Annotated in this window: 16 protein-coding genes; 4 read left to right on the top strand and 12 right to left on the bottom strand. The window is 56.8% G+C overall.

Annotation, left to right across the window (positions count from 1 at the left end; genetic code table 11):
* Positions 1-3: 3 nt before the first annotated feature.
* Positions 4-1,956: an urea ABC transporter permease subunit UrtB gene (urtB, locus tag C8029_RS12460; protein WP_152002993.1), complete on the bottom strand. Its 1,953-nt coding sequence runs from the start codon at positions 1,954-1,956 to the stop codon at positions 4-6.
* 181 nt (positions 1,957-2,137) lie between these two features.
* Positions 2,138-3,427 (bottom strand): urea ABC transporter substrate-binding protein, encoded by a 1,290-nt coding sequence (gene urtA / locus C8029_RS12455; RefSeq protein WP_009572463.1) that lies wholly within the window; start codon positions 3,425-3,427, stop codon positions 2,138-2,140.
* Positions 3,428-3,974: 547 nt separating this feature from the next.
* Between urtA and C8029_RS22415 the strand changes: the two genes are divergently transcribed.
* From C8029_RS22415 to C8029_RS12440, 3 genes are all read left to right on the top strand, one after another.
* On the top strand, positions 3,975-6,773 hold the full coding sequence (locus C8029_RS22415) for a methyl-accepting chemotaxis protein (RefSeq protein WP_226946318.1): 2,799 nt from the start codon (positions 3,975-3,977) through the stop codon (positions 6,771-6,773).
* A gap of 248 nt (positions 6,774-7,021) precedes the next feature.
* Entirely contained in the window at positions 7,022-8,407 is a 1,386-nt protein-coding gene (locus tag C8029_RS12445) for a bifunctional enoyl-CoA hydratase/phosphate acetyltransferase (protein WP_353617600.1), read from the top strand.
* Positions 8,407-9,570 carry an acetate/propionate family kinase gene (locus C8029_RS12440; protein ID WP_009572460.1) on the top strand — a complete coding sequence of 388 codons (1,164 nt, stop codon included), beginning with the start codon at positions 8,407-8,409 and terminating at the stop codon, positions 9,568-9,570. The genes C8029_RS12445 and C8029_RS12440 overlap by 1 nt, the downstream gene beginning before the upstream one ends.
* A gap of 3 nt (positions 9,571-9,573) precedes the next feature.
* Here the strand turns inward: C8029_RS12440 and C8029_RS12435 are convergent, their stop codons facing one another.
* Together C8029_RS12435 and C8029_RS12430 are read right to left on the bottom strand one after the other, a co-directional pair.
* Positions 9,574-12,099 carry an ABC transporter permease gene (locus C8029_RS12435; RefSeq protein ID WP_152002991.1) on the bottom strand — a complete coding sequence of 842 codons (2,526 nt, stop codon included), beginning with the start codon at positions 12,097-12,099 and terminating at the stop codon, positions 9,574-9,576.
* Positions 12,096-12,782 carry an ABC transporter ATP-binding protein gene (locus C8029_RS12430; protein WP_009572458.1) on the bottom strand — a complete coding sequence of 229 codons (687 nt, stop codon included), beginning with the start codon at positions 12,780-12,782 and terminating at the stop codon, positions 12,096-12,098. Before C8029_RS12430 ends, C8029_RS12435 begins: the two co-directional genes overlap by 4 nt.
* On the opposite strand from C8029_RS12430, the gene C8029_RS12425 reads away from it, so the two are divergent.
* Positions 12,781-13,506, top strand: a complete 726-nt coding sequence (locus C8029_RS12425) for an arylesterase (protein ID WP_009572457.1) — start codon at positions 12,781-12,783, stop codon at positions 13,504-13,506. The genes C8029_RS12430 and C8029_RS12425 overlap by 2 nt on opposite strands.
* On the opposite strand, the gene ccoS is transcribed toward C8029_RS12425, so the two are convergent.
* From ccoS to ccoN, 8 genes are all read right to left on the bottom strand, one after another.
* A complete protein-coding gene (ccoS, locus tag C8029_RS12420; protein ID WP_009572456.1) occupies positions 13,507-13,665 on the bottom strand; it encodes a cbb3-type cytochrome oxidase assembly protein CcoS in 159 nt (52 codons plus the stop codon).
* On the bottom strand, positions 13,662-15,842 hold the full coding sequence (locus C8029_RS12415) for a heavy metal translocating P-type ATPase (protein WP_009572455.1): 2,181 nt from the start codon (positions 15,840-15,842) through the stop codon (positions 13,662-13,664). Before C8029_RS12415 ends, ccoS begins: the two co-directional genes overlap by 4 nt.
* Before the next feature lie 18 nt (positions 15,843-15,860).
* Positions 15,861-16,316: a FixH family protein gene (locus C8029_RS12410; protein ID WP_009572454.1), complete on the bottom strand. Its 456-nt coding sequence runs from the start codon at positions 16,314-16,316 to the stop codon at positions 15,861-15,863.
* Between the two features lie 3 nt (positions 16,317-16,319).
* Complete coding sequence (gene ccoG / locus C8029_RS12405; protein WP_009572453.1) at positions 16,320-17,765, bottom strand: cytochrome c oxidase accessory protein CcoG; 1,446 nt, start codon at positions 17,763-17,765, stop codon at positions 16,320-16,322.
* 303 nt (positions 17,766-18,068) lie between these two features.
* Entirely contained in the window at positions 18,069-18,917 is an 849-nt protein-coding gene (gene ccoP / locus C8029_RS12400; RefSeq protein ID WP_009572452.1) for a cytochrome-c oxidase, cbb3-type subunit III, read from the bottom strand.
* A complete protein-coding gene (locus tag C8029_RS12395; RefSeq protein WP_009572451.1) occupies positions 18,914-19,093 on the bottom strand; it encodes a CcoQ/FixQ family Cbb3-type cytochrome c oxidase assembly chaperone in 180 nt (59 codons plus the stop codon). Before C8029_RS12395 ends, ccoP begins: the two co-directional genes overlap by 4 nt.
* A gap of 11 nt (positions 19,094-19,104) precedes the next feature.
* The gene (ccoO, locus tag C8029_RS12390; RefSeq protein WP_009572450.1) at positions 19,105-19,830 is read right to left on the bottom strand and encodes a cytochrome-c oxidase, cbb3-type subunit II; all 726 of its coding nucleotides are present in this window, start codon (positions 19,828-19,830) and stop codon (positions 19,105-19,107) included.
* Between the two features lie 15 nt (positions 19,831-19,845).
* The gene (gene ccoN, locus C8029_RS12385; protein WP_009572449.1) at positions 19,846-21,441 is read right to left on the bottom strand and encodes a cytochrome-c oxidase, cbb3-type subunit I; all 1,596 of its coding nucleotides are present in this window, start codon (positions 21,439-21,441) and stop codon (positions 19,846-19,848) included.
* Positions 21,442-21,701: the final 260 nt, after the last annotated feature.

Here is a 21,701-nt window from a genome sequence, read left to right as displayed (position 1 = left end):
GGATTAATCCCCCGCCGCGCGGCCCTTGAGGGCGATGATGCCCTTGGGACGGAACTGAATGAAAATGATGATGAAGATGATCATGTAGGTCTGCGCCGCCAAGGTGTTGGACGGGTTGAACCATTCGATGCCTTTTTGCAGGAACCCGATGCCCAAAGCGCCCAAAAGCGTGCCCCAGATATTGCCGACACCACCGACGACCACGGTCATGAAGCTCTGCACGATATAATCTGTACCCATTTCCGAGGTGACCTTGGCATAAAGCCCGATGGCCACGCCCGCGACACCGGCGATGCCGGAGCCAAGGCCAAAGGTGAGCATGTTCACACGGTCCGGGTTGATCCCCATCGAGGCCGCCATGCGCGGGTTTTGAGTGACCGCGCGGGTCTCAAGACCAAGGCGGGTTTTCTTCATGATAAAGAGGAAAATGCCCAGGAAAACCAGTGCGAGGACGAAAATCGCGATGCGAATGTAAGAAATCGCCAGCACATCGTTGAAGACCAAAGCGCCATCAAGCCAACCGGGAGAGGTGAGCGGGCGGGCTTGGGTGCCGAAGATATTTTTGGCGATTTGTTGCAGCGCAATCGAGACGCCGAAGGTCGCGAGCAATGTTTCCAGAGGGCGGTTATACAGCCATCGGATGATCAGCCGTTCCATCGCCACGCCAGCGGCGAAAGTGAGAGCAAAGGCCATCGGGATCGCGACGAGGATTGAGACGGTGTAATCCGGGATGATCTGTTGCACCACATAGCCGGTGTAAGCACCCATCATGATAAATTCGCCATGCGCCATGTTGATCACCCCCATCACACCAAAAGTGATGGCAAGACCGATGGCCGCGAGGAAATAGATCGAAGCCAATGACAAACCGTCAAGCGACAGATCGAGGAATTGGTTGAACCCCACGGCACGGTTGATGCTGTGAAGCGTCTCTTGTGCGGCGTCGGTGACCGCAGCGGAAGGTTCGTCATAGACCTCGGCAAAGCGTACGCCTTTGACGGCGGCCTCCATGGAGAAGGCGGGATCAAAAGCAGCCACAAACCCCTCGGACGCAAGGGCTTGGTAAGCGTGATCGCGGGCCTCTTGACTGATCAACTCGGTCACCGGGATACCACCGACCTTGCCGTCAACGATGTGCTCTGAGAGAGCAGATTTGCGTTCAGAGATCGTGGGTTGCGCGGTTGCGGCACCGGCGGAGACCATGAGAGCGAAGGCATCCCGCACCGACAGCACCTCTGACCCTGGTTTGATCTCACGTTTGATGTTTGCCGTCTCTGGCAGGTCTTCGGCATAGACCAGCTTGGCACTCAAAACCGGGTTGAGCGCGGCACGGGCATCCAGCGACAGGGAGGAGGCAAAGCCTTCGATCGCAGCAATCCGCCTTGCGTCATCCTTGTCGAAAGAAATGGTCAAAAGCCGCTCTGTGACCTCTTTGAGGGCTTTGATCTCTGGGTTGTCCTCGTTTTCAATTGAGGCGCGCAGAGGGGCAAGATGCGACGCTTCGCCATCGCGCTGGATCGCCAAAAGCGCCTCGCGGCGGCGGTTCGGATCGGGATCGTTGAGTTGGAATTGCACCAAAGCCGCGCCGATCATCGCCCGGATACCGGAGTTCGGTTTGAGCTGGGTCACATCGCCTTTTGACACGATTGCAACGGTCTCACCGGTGTCGAAATCCGTCAAAGTGACGTCAGAGCCCGCGACGGTTGCGGCGTAGAAAAACCCGTTCTCCGACCACTGCCACATGTCCTTGTTCTGCCATTTTTGCAAAACGGTTTGTGCCGAAGGCTGGCCGGAATTGGCCACGGCCTCAATCGCCGGACCGATGGTTGTACGCGAGGATTTTACGATGGCCTCGGCATGCTCTTGCAGCACATCTTGGATCGTCCGGTCCTGAGCCTGAGCGGTGAGCGCAAGGGTCAGAAACACCAGACAAGCCGCGAGAATTCGTCGGATCATGAGCAATCTCTTTTGGCTGGAAAAGAAGGGCAACAGGAGCGCCGCCCTTCATGCGTTAAATGGCAGCTTAAAGCGTTTCGGGATCAAATAGGTCATCGAGATGTCCCGAAACGCCCACGGCCTAAGTCAGATTTCACATGTTTCGGGTTTACGTCATCTCTCAACTTAAACCCGAAACGTTTTAGTAGTTGGATTTGATCTGAACGCAGGTCTTGGTTTCGGTGTTGTACATGCCACACCCGAGATCTTTCCAATCCGACATCAACACTGCGGATTCCGGCAAGAAATCGGTCCATGCGTCACCCGGCACCTCAGCGGTTTGGGAGATGATGTCAAACTGACCATCGGCCTGAATTTCACCGATCAGAACCGGCTTCGACAGGTGATGGTTGACGTTCATCACGGCGGTGCCGCCTGTTAGGTTCGGGAACTCTTGGCCGTACATTGCCGTGCGCACGGCATCCACGTCGGTGCTGCCAGCCGCTTCAACGGCATTCACCCACATGTTGAAGCCAATGTAATGAGCTTCCATCGGGTCGTTGGTCACGCGCTCTTCGCCCATTTTGGCTTTCCATGCGGCAATGAACTCAGCGTTAAGGTCGGATTCCGCGGATTGGAAATAGTTCCAGGCGGCCAAGTGCCCCACAAGGTTGGACGTGTCGAGACCGGAGAGTTCTTCTTCACCGACCGAGAAGGCCACAACCGGGATGTCATCGGCGGAAATGCCAGCCGCTGCGAGTTCTTTGTAGAAGCCGATGTTGGCGTCCCCGTTGATGGTCGAAATCACGCCGACTTTTTTGCCGTCTGCGCCCAACGCCACAACGTCAGAGACAATTTTGGACCAATCCGAGTGACCAAACGGCGTGTAGTTCACAAAGATGTCTTCGGCCGCGATGCCTTTGGATTTGAGGTAGGACTCAAGGATGTTGTTCGTGGTGCGCGGGTAGACATAATCGGTGCCCAAGAGCGCAAATTTCTCGACCCCCAGCTCATCGAGGAAATAATCCGTCGCCGGGATCGCCTGTTGGTTCGGCGCTGCACCCGTGTAGAACACGTTTTTGGAGGATTCCTCGCCCTCATATTGCACCGGGTAGAACAGAAGTCCGTTGAGCTCTTCGATCACCGGCAGCACAGATTTGCGCGACACAGAGGTCCAGTTGCCGAACATCACGTCCACATTATGAACGGTCAAAAGTTCGCGGGCTTTTTCAGCGAACAGCGGCCAGTCGGACGCAGGGTCCACAACCACAGCTTCGATTTGGCACCCCAGAACGCCACCTTTGGCGTTTTGTTCATCGATGAGCATCAGCATTGTGTCTTTGAGCGTGGTCTCGGAAATCGCCATCGTCCCCGAGAGCGAGTGCAACACACCAACTTTGACCGGGCACTCGGCGAAGGCCGCAGAGGCCATCGCGGTGCTTGCGAAAAGAGCAGTCGCCAGAGTGGCTTTGAGTTTGGTTTTCACTTCCATGTTCCCTTGTTGGAAGCCGCAGGATTGCAGCGTCTGCCTTTAAAAGGCGCCCATTCAATTGATTGAATTTTTGGACAAAACGCCTACATTCCCCTTTGCAGCGTAATTCAGTTGCTGTGAATGCGGTGGTGGCTACCGGCAAGTTCGTCGCCACCGCATGTCCTCTTTCGCACCTCAGATGTCGGGATGTCCCACGACAATGGCGCGCAGGACCAGTCTGTGTTCTCAGAAAACGCGCACACAAGCCTGTATACAAATGCACAAATGTCCGCGGATCAAATCCATTAAATTTGATTATTTTTTAGGCATATGTTTAAAGAATTGTCATATTGATGCGCGAAAGATAAAGGTATGGCGTTTGCTTTGCTCCACGCAAACACTGTCTGAGGCCAAGTGATTCCGCCGCATCCCGCACTCAAAATATATATAACTTGAGTGATTCCGCCCCGATCAACCGAATATTAGCACCTTACTGCAACCTTACCCGTCGAGTGACACAGGACCCTTTCACAGTTCGGGTTCGGAAAATGACGGAACGGAGCGCAGTATGAAGACGAAAATCAGGACCCTCCTTGGATCGGTCGCGGCCAAAATTTTGGTGATTATGCTGGCGCTGGCTGGAACCACCGCCGCTGCGATCCTCGTGTCTGGTTCACTGATCTCAACGATCAATGATGAGGTTGAAACACTGGTGGCAGATTCTATTCCACCGCTTGAAACGGCCTCTGGTATCGCCAATTCCGTGTCCAGCCTCAAAGATGCAATCAACACGCTGCTGACCACAAACTCGCATCTCGCCATCGAATCCAATTCCGACACCGTGCGCGAAACGCGGTCCCGTCTTCTGACTCAGATCCAGGATCTGGATCTCGACAAATACGCGAATGTCGAGACTGAAATGAGTGCTCTCACCTCCGACATTGATACATTGATGGCCGCCCGTAACGCCGAATTGATGGCCCAAAGCCGCAACATGAAAGCGCTCTCAACACTCAACCAGCAATCGCGTGAATTGAGCGAAGCCCTACAGAACCGGATTGACCGCGCCTCCTTTGCGCTGTTGTTGGCAGGGAACAATGCCAGTTCGAAATCCAACCAAAGCCTCAAACACCTCCTTAAACGCGAAGTTGACGCTCTGAAACTCGCATTGCTACTCAAGGCAGAATTGAATCTCACGGTCGGGGCAACCCAGGCGCTTCTTGAAACCAACGATTTCGGAACCCGCTCAGACCTTCAGGCGATGGCCGGCGAGGCCCAGGCACGGATTGATGCGCTGCTCGTGGAAATGGAACACAACACGTCTTCTGCTGAGTTCGTGCCTTCCATTCGCGAAGCCGCCGCTTTTCAGGCCGAGTTTATTACTTTGTCACCTTCCGATATGAAGGTCCGCGCCCGTCTTTTGCGCACGTCCCAAGAGACCCTGAACGAAGTGACGTCGCAGGCTGTGGAACGTGTTCTTGCGGGTCTGGATACCGAGAGCACAAATACGCTCGCGCAAAACGCCAAAGTCGTCAAAGACCTTCTCGACACTGACGTCAAGAACATCGCCGATCTCGCACGCCTCGATACCTCACTTAAATCCATCTTGATCAAAGCTCTGCAAGGTGCGGCCTCCATCAACGCGGGGTATATCCATGCCTTGCAGTTTGAAATTGATGGCGAAACCCCACGCATCCGGGAAACGTTACAAAATCTCCCGCCAGACCTCGCAGAAAAAGTGGCTTTGCTTCTTGAGGCCACCAATGCCGAGACCGGTCTCTTAGCCACCCGGATCGAAGCTCTGGAAGCACGTGGTCTGGGTCAAATCGCAACCGACTCTGTCTCATCGGGTCTTTTGCGGATCAGCGATATTGTCATGAGCATTTCAAAAGACTCCATCGTCGGCATCGCAGACGCGAGCCAAACGTTGATGGGCACCGCCAAACAAGCGTCTGTAACAATGAACGGAATCGCCTTGATTGCTGCGGCAATTGTTCTTGGGGCACCGGTTTTGACTTTTCTCCTGATTATGCGCCCCCTGTCCGCCGTGACTGCAAGCACCGAACGCCTTGCCATCGGGGACATGTCAGAAATCAAACGCGTTGGGGGCCGATACGGAGAAATCGCACGACTGTTCTCCGCCCTCACAGTGTTCCGTAACAATCTGGTCGAAAAAGACCGTATGGAAGGCGAAGCCGCCGAAAATGCACGGCGTGCAACCCAAATGCAAAAAGAAGCCGCCCGTGAAAAAACGGAACGCGAAGCAGCAGAACTTGAGCGGCAAAAACAACAAGCCGCCCAAGACAGGGAACGTGAACTTGCCGCCGAACAGGAGCGCCGCGCACTTGAAGATGCCGCAGAGTCCGAGCGCAAAGCCCGCCACGCCGAACAAAGTGCTGTTGTCGAAGCCCTTGCAGAGGGGCTCCGCCGCCTGTCCCAAGGTGACGTTCGCCAAACGATTGATCAACAATTTCCAGCGAGCTACGAACAACTGCGCATGGATTATAACGCGGCAGTCAGTTCTTTGCGCTCGGTGGTCGAACGCCTCTCCGAAACAGCTCAAACAATACACTCGAACTCAGGTGAGATTTCAAACGCCGCTGATGATTTGTCTCGCCGTACAGAGCGTGCTGCATCGACACTCGGAGAAACCGCATCAGCGTTGACGCAACTGACCGCGGCCGTCAAATCCGCCGCTGACGGAGCAGCCCTCGCAAACAAAACCGTTGGTGGAGCAAAGATGAATGCTCAATCTGCAAGCACGGTGGTGAAAGAGGCGATTTCTGCTATGGATGCAATCTCTGAATCCTCGGAAAAAATTTCCAAAATCATCAGTGTGATCGACGATATCGCCTTTCAAACCAATCTCCTTGCACTCAACGCAGGCGTCGAAGCCGCCCGTGCGGGCGAGGCAGGCCGTGGCTTTGCAGTTGTTGCATCCGAAGTTCGCGCTCTGGCGCAAAGATCCTCAGAGGCCGCTCGTGAAATCAACAACTTGATTTCGGAATCCGGGCAAGAGGTGGGGCGTGGTGTTTCCCTTGTCGACCAAACGGGCGAAGCCCTCCGCTCGATCGTGCATGATGTCTCCGAGATTGCCACCCATATGTCAGAGATCGCGACCTCTGCCGAGGAACAATCCGCTGGGATTTCCGAGATCAACACGGCGGTCGCCAACCTTGATCAAACCACCCAACAAAACGCGGCTATGTTTGAAGAGACAACAGCCGCAAGCTTTTCACTGGCCAACGAGGCTGCGACGCTCAGCGAGATTGTTTCACAGTTTGTTTTGAAAGAAGACACTTCTGTGCCCTCCACCAAACCAACCCCCGCCTCAAGCAATAAAGTTGACTTCAGCATTGCGTCCTAAACCGCGCAGGGCGCTCAAATGGCCACACACCCATTTGACGCCTTACCCCGGCTCCGGCTCATTGAGACAGCTCAGACTGTTCTCGCGAGCAATTTGGTAGCCGGAAGTGGTGCACAACGATCATCAACATGATAAAAATGTTCAAGTTTCATAAAACCACAGGTTTGCATTGATATGGCTCATAGAGTCGCACCACTTTATGTCACAAGTGTAGGACAACTGAAATTCCAGCGCAGCAAGGGTTGCACGTGACTGTATTCCAAAATGTTCCATTCGATCAGCTTGAGATCGGCATGGAAGCAGAGACCCGGCGTTTATGCGTCGCCGATGATCTATATGTTTTTGCCCATGCTTCAGGCAATTTAAATCCAATGCATCTCCCGCATGAGGATGGCGACAAAGACGGGAAGCCTGAAGCCGTTGCGCCCTCATTTTGGGTTGGTTCTCTCATTTCATCGGTCCTTGGAAATCGTCTTCCGGGTCCGGGGACACTCTATAAATCTCAGAGCCTTCGGTTTCTCGACCGAGCCCATGCCGGGGACGAGTTGGTTGCCCGCGTCAAGCTGATCCGTAAAGGAAATGACCGTTGCGCGATTTTTCATACAACAGTGTCCCTCGCAGATGGAACCTTGTTGGTAGACGGTGAAGCCGAAGTTATCGCGCCGGATAAAAAAGACAGCTTTGACGCGCATGACGTACCGGGCCTCACTGTCGAAAGCCATCGTCATTTTGATAAGCTGCTAGAAATGGCCGAGCCACTGCCAGCAATAAGAACTGCCATCGTCGCGCCCGAGGATGTCAATTCATTGCGTGGAGCGTTGCTGGCAGCAGAGCACACAATTATCATCCCGATCTTGATCGGTGATCAGGATAAAATCGCCCGTACGGCACAAGAGAACGGCCTGTCCCTCGATGGCATCGACATCATACACTGTACAAATCACATTGAGGCGTCTCAAATTGCAGTCGACATGATTCATGAAAAACGTGCGGCCGCAATTATGAAGGGACACCTTCACACAGACGATCTTTTGCGACCGATTTTGCGATCAAACGGCGGATTGAAAACGGGACGCCGCATCAGCCACATTTTTGTCATGGATGTTCCCGGCCTTCCGCATGTGTTGATGGTCACCGATGCGGCCATCAATATTGCGCCTGACCTCCCCACGAAAGTGGACATCGTCCAGAACGCCATCGACCTTGCGCAAAGCCTTGGGATCGAACTCCCAAAAGTCGGGATCTTGTCCGCTGTTGAGACAGTAAACCCAAAAATCCCGTCAACGCTTGATGCTGCCGCCCTATCAAAAATGGCGGAGCGTGGTCAAATCACCGGCGGAATCGTGGACGGTCCTCTGGCCATGGACAATGCGGTAAGCTTGGCGGCGGCTCGGTCAAAAGGGCTAAAGAGCCTGGTTGCCGGATGTGCCGAAATCCTTGTTGCACCGAATTTGGAAAGCGGAAACATGTTGGCCAAGGAGCTGTCTTTCATCGCCCATGCAGAAGCAGCGGGCGTCGTCATGGGGGCAAGCTGCCCGATCATTTTAAATTCGCGTTCAGACAGCGACAAATCCCGCCTCGCCTCTTGCGCAGTCGCCGCGCTACACGCCCATCGGATGCAAGGCGTTCAGTAATGGGACAACGCATTCTGACGGTGAATGCCGGATCGTCTTCGGTCAAATTTGCCCTTTATAAATCTGGTGAAGACCCCAGAATGATTGCGCGCGGTCTCGTACAGGGCATCGGATCAAATTCAAGTTTCAAGTTCAAACACGGTGGGCCGGACAGCACCCACTCCGTCAAAGCATCCAATCAAACCGATGCCCTCATGGTGATCCTTGAGAGGATCACGCCGCTTTTGGAGGGTCAGGAGGTCGCAGGCGTTGGGCACCGTATTGTTCACGGCGGCCCTTTGCGCGCCACGCCGACCGAACTCACCGACGATGTGATGGCCGATCTTGCGACCTTCAATCCGCTTGCCCCGCTGCACCAACCGCACAATCTGTCTGCGGTCGAGGCGGCCAAACGCGCCTTTCCCTATGCATTGCAAATCGGCTGTTTCGACACGGCGTTTCACCGCAACCACCCTTGGGAAAACGATATTTATGCGATCCCGAGGCGGTTCTACAAACAGGGGATCAAACGCTATGGCTTTCACGGCCTGAGCTATGATTACGTCTCTCATCAGATTGTCCGAGAACGCCCGGAGTTGCGCAACAAGCGCTTGATCATCGCCCATTTGGGCAGTGGCGCCTCCATTTGCGCGGTAAACAACGGGCACTCGATCTCATCCACCATGGGGTTTTCGCCGCTCGATGGCCTCCCGATGTCGACACGTTCCGGCCAGCTTGATCCCGGCATCCTGCTGTACTTGATGGAAACCGAAGGCATGAGCGCGAAAGAGCTGACACATATGCTCTACCACGAATCCGGGCTGTTGGGCCTGTCAGGACTCAGTGCGGATATGCAAGTTTTGGAGGCTTCCGATGCCCCCGAAGCCAAGGATGCAATAGAGTATTTCGTCTATCGTGTGCGGCGTGAAATAGGGGCGATGGCAGCAACGCTATCTGGCATCGACGCGCTAATCTTTTGCGGCGGGATCGGGGAGAATTCAGCCAGGATTCGAGCCCAAATCATTGATCGACTTGGGTATCTTGGCATTGAGCTGGATGGGGACGCCAACGACTGCAATGCCCGAGACATCGGCAAAGGCCCGACGCCTGTGATGGTCATTCCAACAGACGAAGAACAGGTGATCGCGGATGCGGTGGCACGGGCCTTGATACCGCGCCACTAGGCCTTAGCCATCCGCGCTGCGCAACACCCGCGCAGGCCGGACCAACATGGCACGCCATGAAAAGAACAAGGAGGTGATCAGCGTGACGCTGATCCCACCAACCACGATCCAGAGCGCCGACAGGAGGGACAGGGTGAACTCTGCCTCCATGACGAAATGAATCACGGCCCAAGCGGCGATGGCTCCCGCTCCAAAAGCAACAAGGCCCGCGGCCGCCCCCAACAAAAGTGATCTCAGGGCAAAACTTGCCAAAATCCGGTTCCGACTTGCGCCGAGTGTTTTTAAAATGGCCGCCTCAAATCGACGACGATCCTCGCCCGCCGCCGCAGCCCCGACCAACACAACAGCCCCTGTCACCAAAGTGGCCATCGCCCCCAAAGTGGTGGCGGCCGCGATGCTTTTGAGGATAGAACTGACCCGATCAATCGCATCTCGTACGCGGATCGTGGTGATGTTGGGATAGGCCCGCGCCAGATCACGGATCAAAGGGGTCTCCGCCTCAGGCGTGGCATAGATCGTGGCGATATGGGTGTGCGGCGCGGCGGACAAAGCCGCTGGATTCATCGTCAGGACAAAGCCCATCCCCGCGCTGGAAAAATCAACATTGCGCAAGGAAGTGATCGTGCCGGTGATGTCACGTCCGAGGATGTTCACGGTCATCTCATCCCCGAGCTTCAGCCCCATCTCGGCGGCTTCATCGGCGGCAAAGCTGATTTGCGGTGGCCCCTCGTAGCCCTCTGGCCACCATACACCTTCGGTCACTTCGGCATTGTCGGGCTTTTGCGCGGCGTAGGTGATGCCCCGGTCTCCACGCAAAACCCAATGTGGCCCCGCCACGGTTTGAGCATCCTGACCATTGATGCGGGTGATGATGCCCCGCAGCATCGGCGCGGTCTCAAACCGGGTGACACCGGGGTCCTCAGCCAAGCGGTTCCGCACGCCATCGATCTGATCTTTTTGAATATCGACCACATAATAGGAAGGCGCGGCATCCGGCAGATCACGGCCAATCGCGCCGCGCAAATTGGTATCAATTTGGCCGATCGCGGACAATACGGTGAGGCCCAGCCCAAGCGAAAGGACAACGGAAATGGTTTCGCCACCGGGTCCGCCGACCGAACCCAGTGCCAAGCGCAGGGGCAAAATGCCACGCAGTGCTTTGAGCCGGGCCAAGCGGCGCGCAAGTGCAGCCATGCCCCGACCAGCCAAAACCAAAGCCCCAAAGGAAAGCGCCAATCCGGCCCCCGCCCAAAGCACTAGGCGCGCACTGTCCGAAAACAGAACTGCGGCGCTCACAAGCACGGCGATCAGGACGAAAACGGTCAAAAGATAGGGCCAGCGCGGCAGACCTTTAAGGCCAAATTGCGCGTCTCGATACAGGGCGGCGGGGCGGATTTTTTCGGTGAGAGCCAAGGGCCAAAGCACGAAAATGGCACTGGAGAGCAGACCATAAAGAGCCGCTTCAAACAACGGGCCGGCATGAACGGTGGTGTCCATCGGAACGGGGAGAATACCTTGCAAAAACGGCGCTGCGATCAACGGGATGAGCGCGCCAAGGACCAACCCACCGACAATCGCCAAAAGCGTCAAAACGCCCACCTGCAACAGGTAGATCATCAGGATTGTGGCGCGATCTGCACCAAGGGTTTTGAGCGTGGCGATGCTGGCAATTTTACGATCGAGATAAGCGCGCACCGCAGAGGAAACGCCAACGCCGCCGACCGCAAGGCCAGCAAGCCCCACAAGCACCAAAAAGGAACTGAGCCGTTCGACAAACCGATTCACACCGGGCGCACCATTGCGGGAATCCCGCCAGCGAAATCCGCCCTCTGCAACCTCGGCTTCTGCGCGGGATTTGAGTGCATCAAGATCGGTTTGTGGCGCAAGTTTGAGCCGATACGCCGCATCGAACAAGGAGCCGGGCGACAAAAGCGCGGTGTTGCGAAGTGCCTCGCGCGCCACGATGCTGCGCGGGCCAAGGGTGAACCCGGCCGAGGCCCCATCTGGTTCGCGTGTGAGTTCTGCCATGACAACAAAGGCGACATCGCCAAGACGTACAGTCTCGCCAAGGGTAAGTCCGAGCCGGTCACTCAACATTGGATCGAGGACGATACCAGGCACGCCATCGCGACCCGTAAGCGCCGCCGCGAGCGGCATGTCTGGGCGCAAACCGACAGTCCCGATTAGAGGATAAGCGGCATCGACGGCTTTGACTTGGGTGAGCGCGCGCTCATCCTTGCGGCTGAGCATGGAGCGGAAATCGGCGATCTCGGAGACCGCAACAGACCGCCCCCCCATCCAATCGCGTTCTTCTTGGGTGGCAAAGCGATAAGTGAATGTCATCTCCGCATCCCCGCCCAGAAGAGCAGCGCCTTCGCGAGCGAGGCCCAAAGAGATGCTTTCGCGCACGGAGGTGACAGCGGCAATTGCAGCCACGCCAAGGATAAGACAAATCAAGAGGACGCGAAACCCGCGAAGGCCCGCACGCAATTCACGCCGAGCAATGCGCCATGCCAGACGCAGTTTCATGCGGCGACCTCGGACAAATCCAATTGGCCATCGCGCAGACGGATGATCCGGTCACACCGCGCCGCCAATTCGGGTGCATGCGTGACCAGCACCAGGGTCGAGCCATGCCGATCACGCAGCCCCATCAGAAGATCCATAATCGCCGTGCCTGTGGTGCCATCAAGGTTGCCGGTGGGTTCATCGGCCAAAAGGATTTCGGGACGTGGTGCTGCGGCGCGGGCCAATGCGACGCGTTGTTGTTCGCCGCCTGACAGTTGTGCCGGATAATGCCCGATCCGCGCGCCAAGCCCCACCGCCTCAAGCTCCTGACGCGCCCGATCAAACGCATCGTTCACCCCCGCGAGTTCGAGAGGGATTGCGACATTTTCCAGAGCGGTCATAGTCGGCAAAAGGTGGAAGGATTGGAACACCACCCCCATATGATCCCTACGGAAGCGTGCAAGTTGATCCTCGTCCATTGTGGTCAAATCGCGCCCGAGCACCGAAATGCGCCCGGATGTGGCCTGTTCCAGCCCTCCGAGCAACATCAGGAGAGACGATTTGCCCGATCCCGAAGGTCCAACAAGCCCAAGCGTTTCACCCCGCGCGACATCGAGGGAAATCCCGCGCAGAATCTCGACCTGCCCGGCGTTTCCATCAAGGGTCAGGCGGGCATCGCGCAGCGAAATGATCGGATCGGGCATGGGGGGCATCCTTGTATCTTTACCCTTTGGATATGGGGTGTTGCGGCGGATCGGCAAGCGGTTTGCCCAGACATTTACCCTTGTTTTGGTTCAGATTTGGATGATTGGCGCGACGCATGCGGCCATGGCCGAGCCTGTCCGGATCGCAGCCCTCGGCGACAGTTTGACCCAAGGCTACGGATTGATGCAACAAGACGGGTTCACCGCGCAATTGCAGGGATGGCTGGCGGCGCATCACGTCGGCGCAACCATCATCAATGCGGGCGTGTCGGGGGACACCACGGCGGGGGGCTTGTCGCGTGTGGATTGGACCCTGACCCCGGACATCAATGCGATGATTGTGGCCTTGGGTGGCAACGATTTATTGCGCGGGCTGTCACCAGAGTTGAGCCGCGCCAACCTGAAAGGCATTTTGGAGGTGGCGCAGGCGAAAAACGTGCCTGTCCTGTTGGTCGGGATGCAAGCCCCTGGCAATTATGGCGCCGAGTATAAAGCGCATTTCGATGCGATATACCCGGATTTGGCCGAGGCCTATGACACGCTGTATTTTGACGGATTCCTCAAACCCCTCACCGACTTAGGCCTTTGGGAACAGATACTTAAAACCCATATGCAGGCAGATGGGGTGCATCCCAATGCCATGGGCGTATCGGTGATTGTCGAAGCCATGGGGCCGACGGTCGAAGCCTTGGTCAATCGTGCGAACGACACCCCTGTCGAGTGATCACTCTTTCGGATGATCGTCATAATCACCCGTCAGGATGCGCCGCGCATCACCTTCGGGGTCATCATATTGACGCGACCGGAGCGACCAGAAGAACGCAACAAGCCCAATCCCCCCGAGCAAAAGCGAGATTGGGATCAGATAGACGAGAACGTTCATGATTTACCTCTGAGGCGCAGCGCATTGAGCGATACAGTGATGGAACTGAGCGACATCGCGAGAGCAGCAGCCAACGGGGTGGCAAATCCAGCCAAAGCGATCGGAATGGCGATCATGTTGTAGCCTGCCGCAATGGCAAAATTTTCTTTGATGCGGCGGGTGGCGGAAATCGAAACGCGCGTCGCCTCGCCCAAAGGTGCAAGAGATTTGCCCAAAAGCACCATATCGGAGACGACCCGCGTGGCCTCAAGGGCGGAGGCCGGTGAAATCGACACATGGGCGGCGGCCAAGGCGGCGGTGTCATTGAGACCATCCCCGACCATCAACACTTTGCGGCCCGACCGGGTGAGTTCGGCAACGCGCAGGGCTTTGCCTTCAGGCAGACAATCGGCATCCCACGCCGAGATTCCGACGCGATGCGCAATGTCAGCCACAGCGGCGGCGGTGTCACCCGACAACAACACAACATCTTTGCCCTGGCGTTTGAGCGCCGCCACGGCCTCCGCCGCGCCATCGCGAAGATGGTCGACAAAGGTAAAAGCCAGCGGAGCTTCATCGCCGATTTTGAGATAAGTGGCGGTTTGGGCCTTGGCCACCGCATTGAGCCAACCCGCCCGGCCAAGTCGCACCGAAATGCCATCACAGCGCGCCTCGATCCCCTGCCCCGGCACTTCGCGAATATCGGTCAGTTTGGCCGGGATGACATCGGCGGCGCGGGTCGCGGCAAACAGCGCGGAAGACAAAGGATGCGCCGAACCGGAGGCCAAAGCCATGGCGACGCCTCGGGCGCGCGGCGGGATGTCGGCCAGATTAGACAGTTCGGGACGTCCCTCGGTCAGGGTGCCGGTCTTGTCGAAAACGACGGTATCGACCTCGGCCAGCCGTTCGAGCGCCGTGGAGGATTTGATCAACATGCCCGCGCGGAACAACCGGCCAGAAGCCGCGGTGGTGACCGCAGGCACAGCAAGCCCCAATGCACAAGGACAGGTGATGATCAACACGGCCACGGCGACATTCAACGCATGACGAACATCGCCGCCCGTTGCGATCATCCAGCCGATGAACGCGCCAAGCGCCAAAAGATGAACCGCAGGCGCATAAATGCGCGCGGCACGGTCCGCCAAAGAGGTGTAGCGGTTGCGCGAGGTTTCAGCCATCGCGACCAAATCGGCCATGCGGTGCAACGAACTGTCTGCGCCCGCCGCGGTGACTTTGACCACCAAAGGCCCGGTGAGATTGACTTCTCCGGCGGACACGATCGTGTCCACTTCGGCCAGCGCGGGAAGGCTTTCGCCCGTCAGCCAAGAGCGATCCACCTCGGAGGCGCCCTCCATGACAATGCCGTCCACGGGCACGCGCGCGCCGGGCACGACGCGGATCAACGCGCCCTTTTCGACCTCGGTGATGGAGATCACCCGGCCATCGGCCAAGGTCACGCGCGGCACTTCGAGGGCGGCGAGTTCTTCGGCGGCAGACCGGGCGACGGAGCGGGTGCGGTAGTCCAGATACCGGCCCGCGAGCAAGAAGAAGGTCAGAGACAAGGCCGCGTCGAAATAGGCATGCGCGCCGGATTCGAAGGTCTCATACAAAGACATGCCGCCCGCCAAAAGGATGGCCAGGGAAATCGGCACATCCATATTGAGACGCTTGGCTTTCAACGCCGTGAACGCGGAGCCAAAAAACGGCTGACCCGCATAGGCAATGGCCGGAAGCGCGATGGCGGCTGAGATCCAGTGGAACATGTCGCGGGTGGCATCCGAGGCCCCGGACCAAACCGCGACCGACAACAACATGACGTTCATCATGGCAAAGCCGGATACGGCGATGCGGGTCAGGATGGCACGGCCCCGGCGGTCGGTTTCGGTCGCCGAAATCGCGCCGGCATCAAGTTCGTAGGCCTCATAGCCGGCTTGGGTCAACGCGCTGACAAGGTCGTCAACAGAAACGTCTTCGTCCGCCTCAATCTGTGCGCGTTTGAGCGTCAGGTTCACCCGCGCGGCGCGCACGCCGGGCTGTTTGGTCAACTCGCGCTCCACGCCGGAAATACAGGCCGCACAATAAATCGCAGGCAAAGAGAGCACAAACCGGGTGTCGCGCACATCGCGGGCATGAGCCACATCATTTGCAGCAGGTCCCGCCACACAGGCGGGACAGGCTGAAATCTGAACCTCAGACATCCGGGGCCTCTTTCTCGTTTAACGTTTGACGTGAATGATAACACGCTGTTTGAACGGCGTCCCATCCTGTGCAGTGGCCACCATCCGGTAGTTCCAATTGCCCTCGGCAAGCTCGCCCGTCTCGGCCACATAGGCCTCACCGTTGAAAGTAAATTCAGGCGTTTGATCTTCAACAACATTGGTGGCCCGGCCCAGCGTGCCGCCCATTTCGGCGGCTTGCACCGGGTTGCCATTGGCGTCACGGATAAAGATGTACAGTTTGCCATCTTCATCATCGGCCTCGATGGTCCACCCCAACGCCTCTTGCAACGCCTTGTCATGATCAAAGGTCTGCGAGGCGACATAGGAGTTTTTGACCTCGAGACCGGGGAAGGTCCGCACGGCCTGAACTGCCATGAAGACATTGACCCCGATGATCACGGTAAAGGCGGACACAGTCCCGATGAGAACATGTTTGCCAGTGATTTCGCGCATGGTTTAGTTTCCTTTGCCGTTGAAGACCGAGTCGACGGAAACCCGTTCGGAACTGGCCACATCTTCGACCCAGAACGAGAACTCTTTCCGTTCGGAATTTGCGGCCTCGGACCCGGCGGGTGCCTCGACATAGGCCCGCACGATGCGCATTTCATCGGCGTTGACTGCAATGGTATCGCCCGCCGTATTGTCGCCGCCTTGCAACGTCACCGTCAAGTCGGCCTCGCCAGAGACGCTCACACGGAACTCGCGCGTTTCGCCATGTTTGTTGCGCAACCGCAAGTCGTAAATGTTGCGGATCGCACCGTCGGATTGCATCACATAGGTCGGGTTGCGCACGGGGGCGACGGTCATGTCGATGTCCGAGCGAATAAAGAGGGCAAAGACCAAAGCAAAGCCAACAGCGGCCCAAAGCACGGTGTACAGGATCGTGCGCGGACGCAGGATGTGTTTCCACACCGGTTTTGTCGGTTCGCCGGAGATTTCGCGCGGCTCATCGGTCAACGCCATATAGTCGATCAGACCGCGCGGCTTGCCGATTTTGTCCATCATGTCATCGCAGGCATCAATGCAGAGCGCGCAGGTGATGCATTCGAGTTGCTGACCATCGCGGATGTCGATGCCCATCGGACAGACGTTCACACAGGCCATACAGTCGATGCAATCGCCCAATTGATCCGCGCCTTCGCCCTTCCGGTGCTTGCCGCGCGGTTCCCCCCGCCAGTGGCGGTAGGCCACGGTCAGCGTGTCTTCGTCCATCATCGCGGCCTGAATCCGCGGCCAAGGGCAGGCGTAGATACAGATTTGTTCTCGCGCGATTGCGCCAAAGAAGATCGTCGTGGCAGTCAAAACGGCCATGGTCATATAAGCGGCCGGATGGGCCTGCCCGGTCACAAGATCTTTCAACAGCGTCGGCGCATCGGTGAAATAAAACACCCAAGCCCCACCGGTCGCCAGGCCAATCACAACCCAGGAAATGTATTTGACGATCCGCAGCCGCACCTTGCGCAGGTCCCATTTTTTCTGACGATGCAACCGCAGACGGGCGTTGCGATCACCTTCGATCCAACGTTCGACGAGGATGAAAAGATCGGTCCAGACGGTTTGAGGACAGGCATAGCCACACCACACGCGCCCAGCCGCAGAGGTGAACAGGAACAGGCCAAGTCCCGCCATGATCAACAGGCCAGCAATGAAATAGAATTCGTGCGGCCAGATTTCGATCCAGAAGAAATAAAAACGACGCCCGGCAAGGTCGATGAGAATCGCCTGATCCGGCAATTGCGGACCACGGTCCCAACGAATCCAAGGCGAGAGATAATAAATCCCCAAGGTAACCGCCATAATGACCCATTTGAGAGTCCGGAAATAGCCTTTCACACGACGCGGAAAGATCGGTTCACGGGAGGCGTAGAGTTTGTCTTCGGGGGGGGTATCGGTAGAGCTCATGGAGCATTGCCTTTTCGCACGGTTCGCGTTTTCCCCTTAATGGGGCGGAGACCTTTATGGAGCCTTGATGTGGATCAAGATTTTTAGACTCGGCCCTAAAGATGCATCAAAAAAGTTTCTTTTTCCTGTGACATCCTGCCGCCCCCGGCAAGGAGCGGAACGCCGTCGAAATTGAAACAAAGCCGCGACCCGTCAAGAGCGCAGCTTTGTTGTCGTTTGTTGGCACCAACCCTGAAGAAACGCGCGAACAGGATCAAGGGTCAGTGCCGCAACCCGGACGTTGCCGCCCGGATTCCTATTAGCTTATTGGCCGCCGCCCAACTGATGGACGTAAAGCGCGGCTGCGTTGACCTCAGCCTGAGACAGACGCTGACCCCAAGCCGGCATCACGCCAAAGCGGGCGTTGGTGACGGTTTCCTTGAGGGTGGCACGATCGCCACCATAGAGCCAAATCGCGTCGGTCAGATTCGGCGCGCCTTGGAAGATGTCGCCTGTGCCGTCTTCGAGGTGGCACGCCGCACAGTTGTCGGCGAACACAACAGCGCCTTCGGTGGCCATCGCCGCATCGTGGTCCTGACCGGACAGCGACAGGACATATTCCACGACCTGATCAATCTGAGCCGGTTCAAGCAACTCGTCAGCGCCAAAACGCGGCATCTCGGAGTAGCGCGCCTCATCGGTTTCGTTGCGCACACCGTGTTGGATGGTGTAGGCGACCTCATCAATCGTACCACCCCAAAGCCAATCGTTGTCCAAAAGGTTCGGATAGCCGACGTTGCCGGCCGCACCGGAACCGTGGCACTGGGAACAATTGGCCCGGAACACGGCGGCCCCCATGTTGACGCCGTAGTTGTGCAGATCCGAGTTCACGTCGATTGTGGTGACGTCGGCAGAGGCCAACTCGGCGTTCACGCCCGCATTCATCTCCTCAAAAGAGGCGATGTCTTTGGCCACTTCTGCCCGAGTGGACCAGCCAAGCATCCCGGCGGTTGCGCTTTTGATCCCCGGCCATGCAGGCATCGCGATCGAATACGCGATGGCCCAAATGATACTGGCATAGAAGACCATCAACCACCAGCGTGGAAGGGGGTTGTTGAGTTCTTCGATCCCATCCCAGGAGTGGCCTGTTGTTTCCACATCTTTCTTGCTCATGTCCTCGCCTCCTTTTCGGCGGGTGTATCTTCGTTGCGGAAGATGCTGGTCGAGACGTCTTGATAGTCTTTGCGCGACCCCGGGCGGAACACCCAGACAATGACCGCAACAAAGAACACAAACATCGCAAGCAGCACCCAGCTGTCGGCAAATTCCCGAAGGATATGATAGTTCATCACATACCCCCTTAGCGTGATGCGTCAGGCGTAAAGGTCGAGAAGTCGACCAATGTGCCAAGCATCTGCAAATAGGCGATCAGAGCATCCATTTCCGTGACACCGGGTTGACCGTCGAAGTTGGACACAACGGCTTTGGGATAACGGGCCATCAACCCGTCAAAGTCACTGTCGGGATCGGCCTGCGCAGCAAAGTCCGCTTGCGCAACTTCGATCATTTCGTCGGTGTAAGGCACGCCCACGATTCGATGGGTCGACATCAGGTCCTGAATGTATTCCGCGTCGATATAACGATCCGCAAGGAAGCCATATTTCGGCATAACCGACTCAGGCACCACCGACTGTGGATCGGTCATGTGATCGACATGCCACGCGTCGGAATAACGGCCGCCCACACGGGCCAAATCCGGGCCGGTGCGTTTGGACCCCCACTGGAACGGGTGGTCGTATTTCGACTCCGCTGCCAGAGAGTAGTGCCCATACCGTTCCACTTCGTCGCGCATCGGGCGGATCATCTGAGAGTGACAGACGTAGCAGCCTTCGCGGATGTAGATTTCACGCCCAGTCAATTCAAGCGGGGAATAGGGGCGCACGCCTTCGACATCCTCGATGGTGTTTTCGAGGTAGAAAAGGGGTGCGATCTCTACGATCCCGCCGATGGTGACCACCAAAAGTGCGCCAACCATAAGGAGGGTGCCGTTGGTTTCAATGATCTTATGCTTGTCAATGAGAGCCATTGTTTAAACCCTCCCTTATTCGGCCGGAGCCATGGCCGGAACGTCTGCTTTTGCAGGGCTACGACGCACAGTCATGATCAGATTGTAGCACATGATGATCGCACCAGTGAGATAGAGAACCCCACCCACAGCACGAACCACATACATCGGATGCTTGGCGGACACGGTGTCTGCAAAGGCGTTCACGAGGAAGCCCTGGCTGTCGACTTCGCGCCACATCAGGCCTTCCATGATACCCGTCACCCACATCGACGCGGCGTAAAGCACGATGCCGATAGTGGCGAGCCAGAAGTGCCAGGACACGAGGCCAAGCGAGTAAAGACGATCCCGGTTCCACAGGCGCGGGGTGAGGAAATAGAGAGCACCAAAGGTGATCATACCGTTCCAACCCAAAGCACCGGAGTGCACGTGGCCGATGGTCCAGTCAGTGTAGTGAGACAGCGAGTTCACCGCGCGGATCGACATCATCGGACCCTCAAAGGTCGACATGCCGTAGAAGCCCACTGAGATCACCATCATACGGATGACCGGGTCGGTGCGCAGCTTGTCCCATGCGCCAGACAGCGTCATCAGACCGTTGATCATTCCACCCCAGGACGGCATCCATAGCACGATGGAGAACACCATACCGAGGGTCGAAGCCCAATCCGGCAGAGCGGTGTAGTGCAGGTGGTGCGGGCCAGCCCAGATGTAAAGAAAGATCAAAGCCCAGAAGTGAATGATCGACAGTTTGTAGGAGAACACCGGACGCTCGGCCTGTTTCGGCACGAAGTAGTACATCATGCCGAGGAAACCTGCAGTGAGGAAGAAGCCCACAGCGTTGTGACCGTACCACCACTGCGTCATCGCATCCTGAACGCCAGACATCACCATCACGGAGCGCGAGCCCAGGAAGGAGACCGGGATCACCAGATTGTTGACGATGTGGAGCATGGCAATGGTTACGATGAACGACAGGTAGAACCAGTTCGCCACATAGATGTGCTTTTCTTTACGCTTAAAGATCGTGCCCATGAAAGTGACGAGATAGGCGACCCATACGATGGTCAGCCATAGGTCGATGTACCATTCCGGTTCAGCGTATTCTTTGGATTGGGTCACACCCAAGACATAACCCGTCGCCGCCAGCACGATGAACAAGTTATAGCCCCAGAACACGAACCACCCAAGGCCACCACCAAACAGGCGCGCCGCAGAGGTGCGTTGCACCACATAGAAAGACGACGCGATCAAGGCGTTGCCGCCAAAAGCGAAAATCACCGCAGAGGTGTGCAGCGGACGCAAGCGCCCAAAGTTGCCGTGACCTTGCAGGAACTCGAAGTTGAGGCTCGGAAAAGCGAGCTGGAAGGCAATAAACGTCCCCACCAGAAAGCCCACAACGCCCCAGCCGGCAGTTGCGATAACACCGTAGCGCACGACACCATCAAAGTAGCCCTCGGGCTGTGCTTTGACGTCGCCTGTCGTCCGCAGAGTGTAGATGAAAGTAATGGCCGCCGCGGCCATGAAAATAAGCGCATGGATTTGATAGCCAAAATCGCGCCCGTAGTTTGCGGCAAGGCCGAATAGGACCACGGCGATCCCCAGCACTGCCAACTTAATGTAGTTCCACATGTTGCGTCCCTTCGTTCTGATGCCCATTTATGTTAGGCATGTCGCCCCGTGTTTGGCACAGGTCTCGACAGTTTGCGGTTTGAACGACATCCGGGCGACCCTCCTTGATCTGAGTCAAAGCATCGCGAGAAAGGGATTTCTCGCCCAAATTTCGTGTAATGTCCGCATGCATTCCTCAATGGGTTAAATACCACAGAAACAGTCCCGTGTGCGCCCTTAGTGTGCGCACCCTTATTCCTTTTACATAGTTAAATTTAAAT

Source organism: Roseobacter sp. TSBP12, from assembly GCF_009129705.1.
Classification (GTDB): domain Bacteria; phylum Pseudomonadota; class Alphaproteobacteria; order Rhodobacterales; family Rhodobacteraceae; genus Celeribacter; species Celeribacter baekdonensis_A.
This window is presented reverse-complemented; position numbering and strand designations above follow the sequence as displayed.

Excerpts from the sequence above, each read along its gene's own strand:
- C8029_RS12415 (WP_009572455.1), bottom strand. The coding sequence starts at position 15,842 with ATGTCTGAGGTTCAGATTTCAGCCTGTCCCGCCTGTGTGGCGGGACCT.
- C8029_RS12440 (WP_009572460.1), top strand. The coding sequence starts at position 8,407 with ATGGGACAACGCATTCTGACGGTGAATGCCGGATCGTCTTCGGTCAAA.
- C8029_RS12395 (WP_009572451.1), bottom strand. The coding sequence starts at position 19,093 with ATGAACTATCATATCCTTCGGGAATTTGCCGACAGCTGGGTGCTGCTT.
- ccoS (WP_009572456.1), bottom strand. The coding sequence starts at position 13,665 with ATGAACGTTCTCGTCTATCTGATCCCAATCTCGCTTTTGCTCGGGGGG.
- ccoG (WP_009572453.1), bottom strand. The coding sequence starts at position 17,765 with ATGAGCTCTACCGATACCCCCCCCGAAGACAAACTCTACGCCTCCCGT.
- ccoP (WP_009572452.1), bottom strand. The coding sequence starts at position 18,917 with ATGAGCAAGAAAGATGTGGAAACAACAGGCCACTCCTGGGATGGGATC.
- C8029_RS12435 (WP_152002991.1), bottom strand. The coding sequence starts at position 12,099 with ATGAAACTGCGTCTGGCATGGCGCATTGCTCGGCGTGAATTGCGTGCG.
- C8029_RS22415 (WP_226946318.1), top strand. The coding sequence starts at position 3,975 with ATGAAGACGAAAATCAGGACCCTCCTTGGATCGGTCGCGGCCAAAATT.
- urtB (WP_152002993.1), bottom strand. The coding sequence starts at position 1,956 with ATGATCCGACGAATTCTCGCGGCTTGTCTGGTGTTTCTGACCCTTGCG.
- C8029_RS12410 (WP_009572454.1), bottom strand. The coding sequence starts at position 16,316 with ATGCGCGAAATCACTGGCAAACATGTTCTCATCGGGACTGTGTCCGCC.
- C8029_RS12430 (WP_009572458.1), bottom strand. The coding sequence starts at position 12,782 with ATGCCCGATCCGATCATTTCGCTGCGCGATGCCCGCCTGACCCTTGAT.
- C8029_RS12425 (WP_009572457.1), top strand. The coding sequence starts at position 12,781 with ATGGGGGGCATCCTTGTATCTTTACCCTTTGGATATGGGGTGTTGCGG.
- ccoO (WP_009572450.1), bottom strand. The coding sequence starts at position 19,830 with ATGGCTCTCATTGACAAGCATAAGATCATTGAAACCAACGGCACCCTC.
- ccoN (WP_009572449.1), bottom strand. The coding sequence starts at position 21,441 with ATGTGGAACTACATTAAGTTGGCAGTGCTGGGGATCGCCGTGGTCCTA.
- urtA (WP_009572463.1), bottom strand. The coding sequence starts at position 3,427 with ATGGAAGTGAAAACCAAACTCAAAGCCACTCTGGCGACTGCTCTTTTC.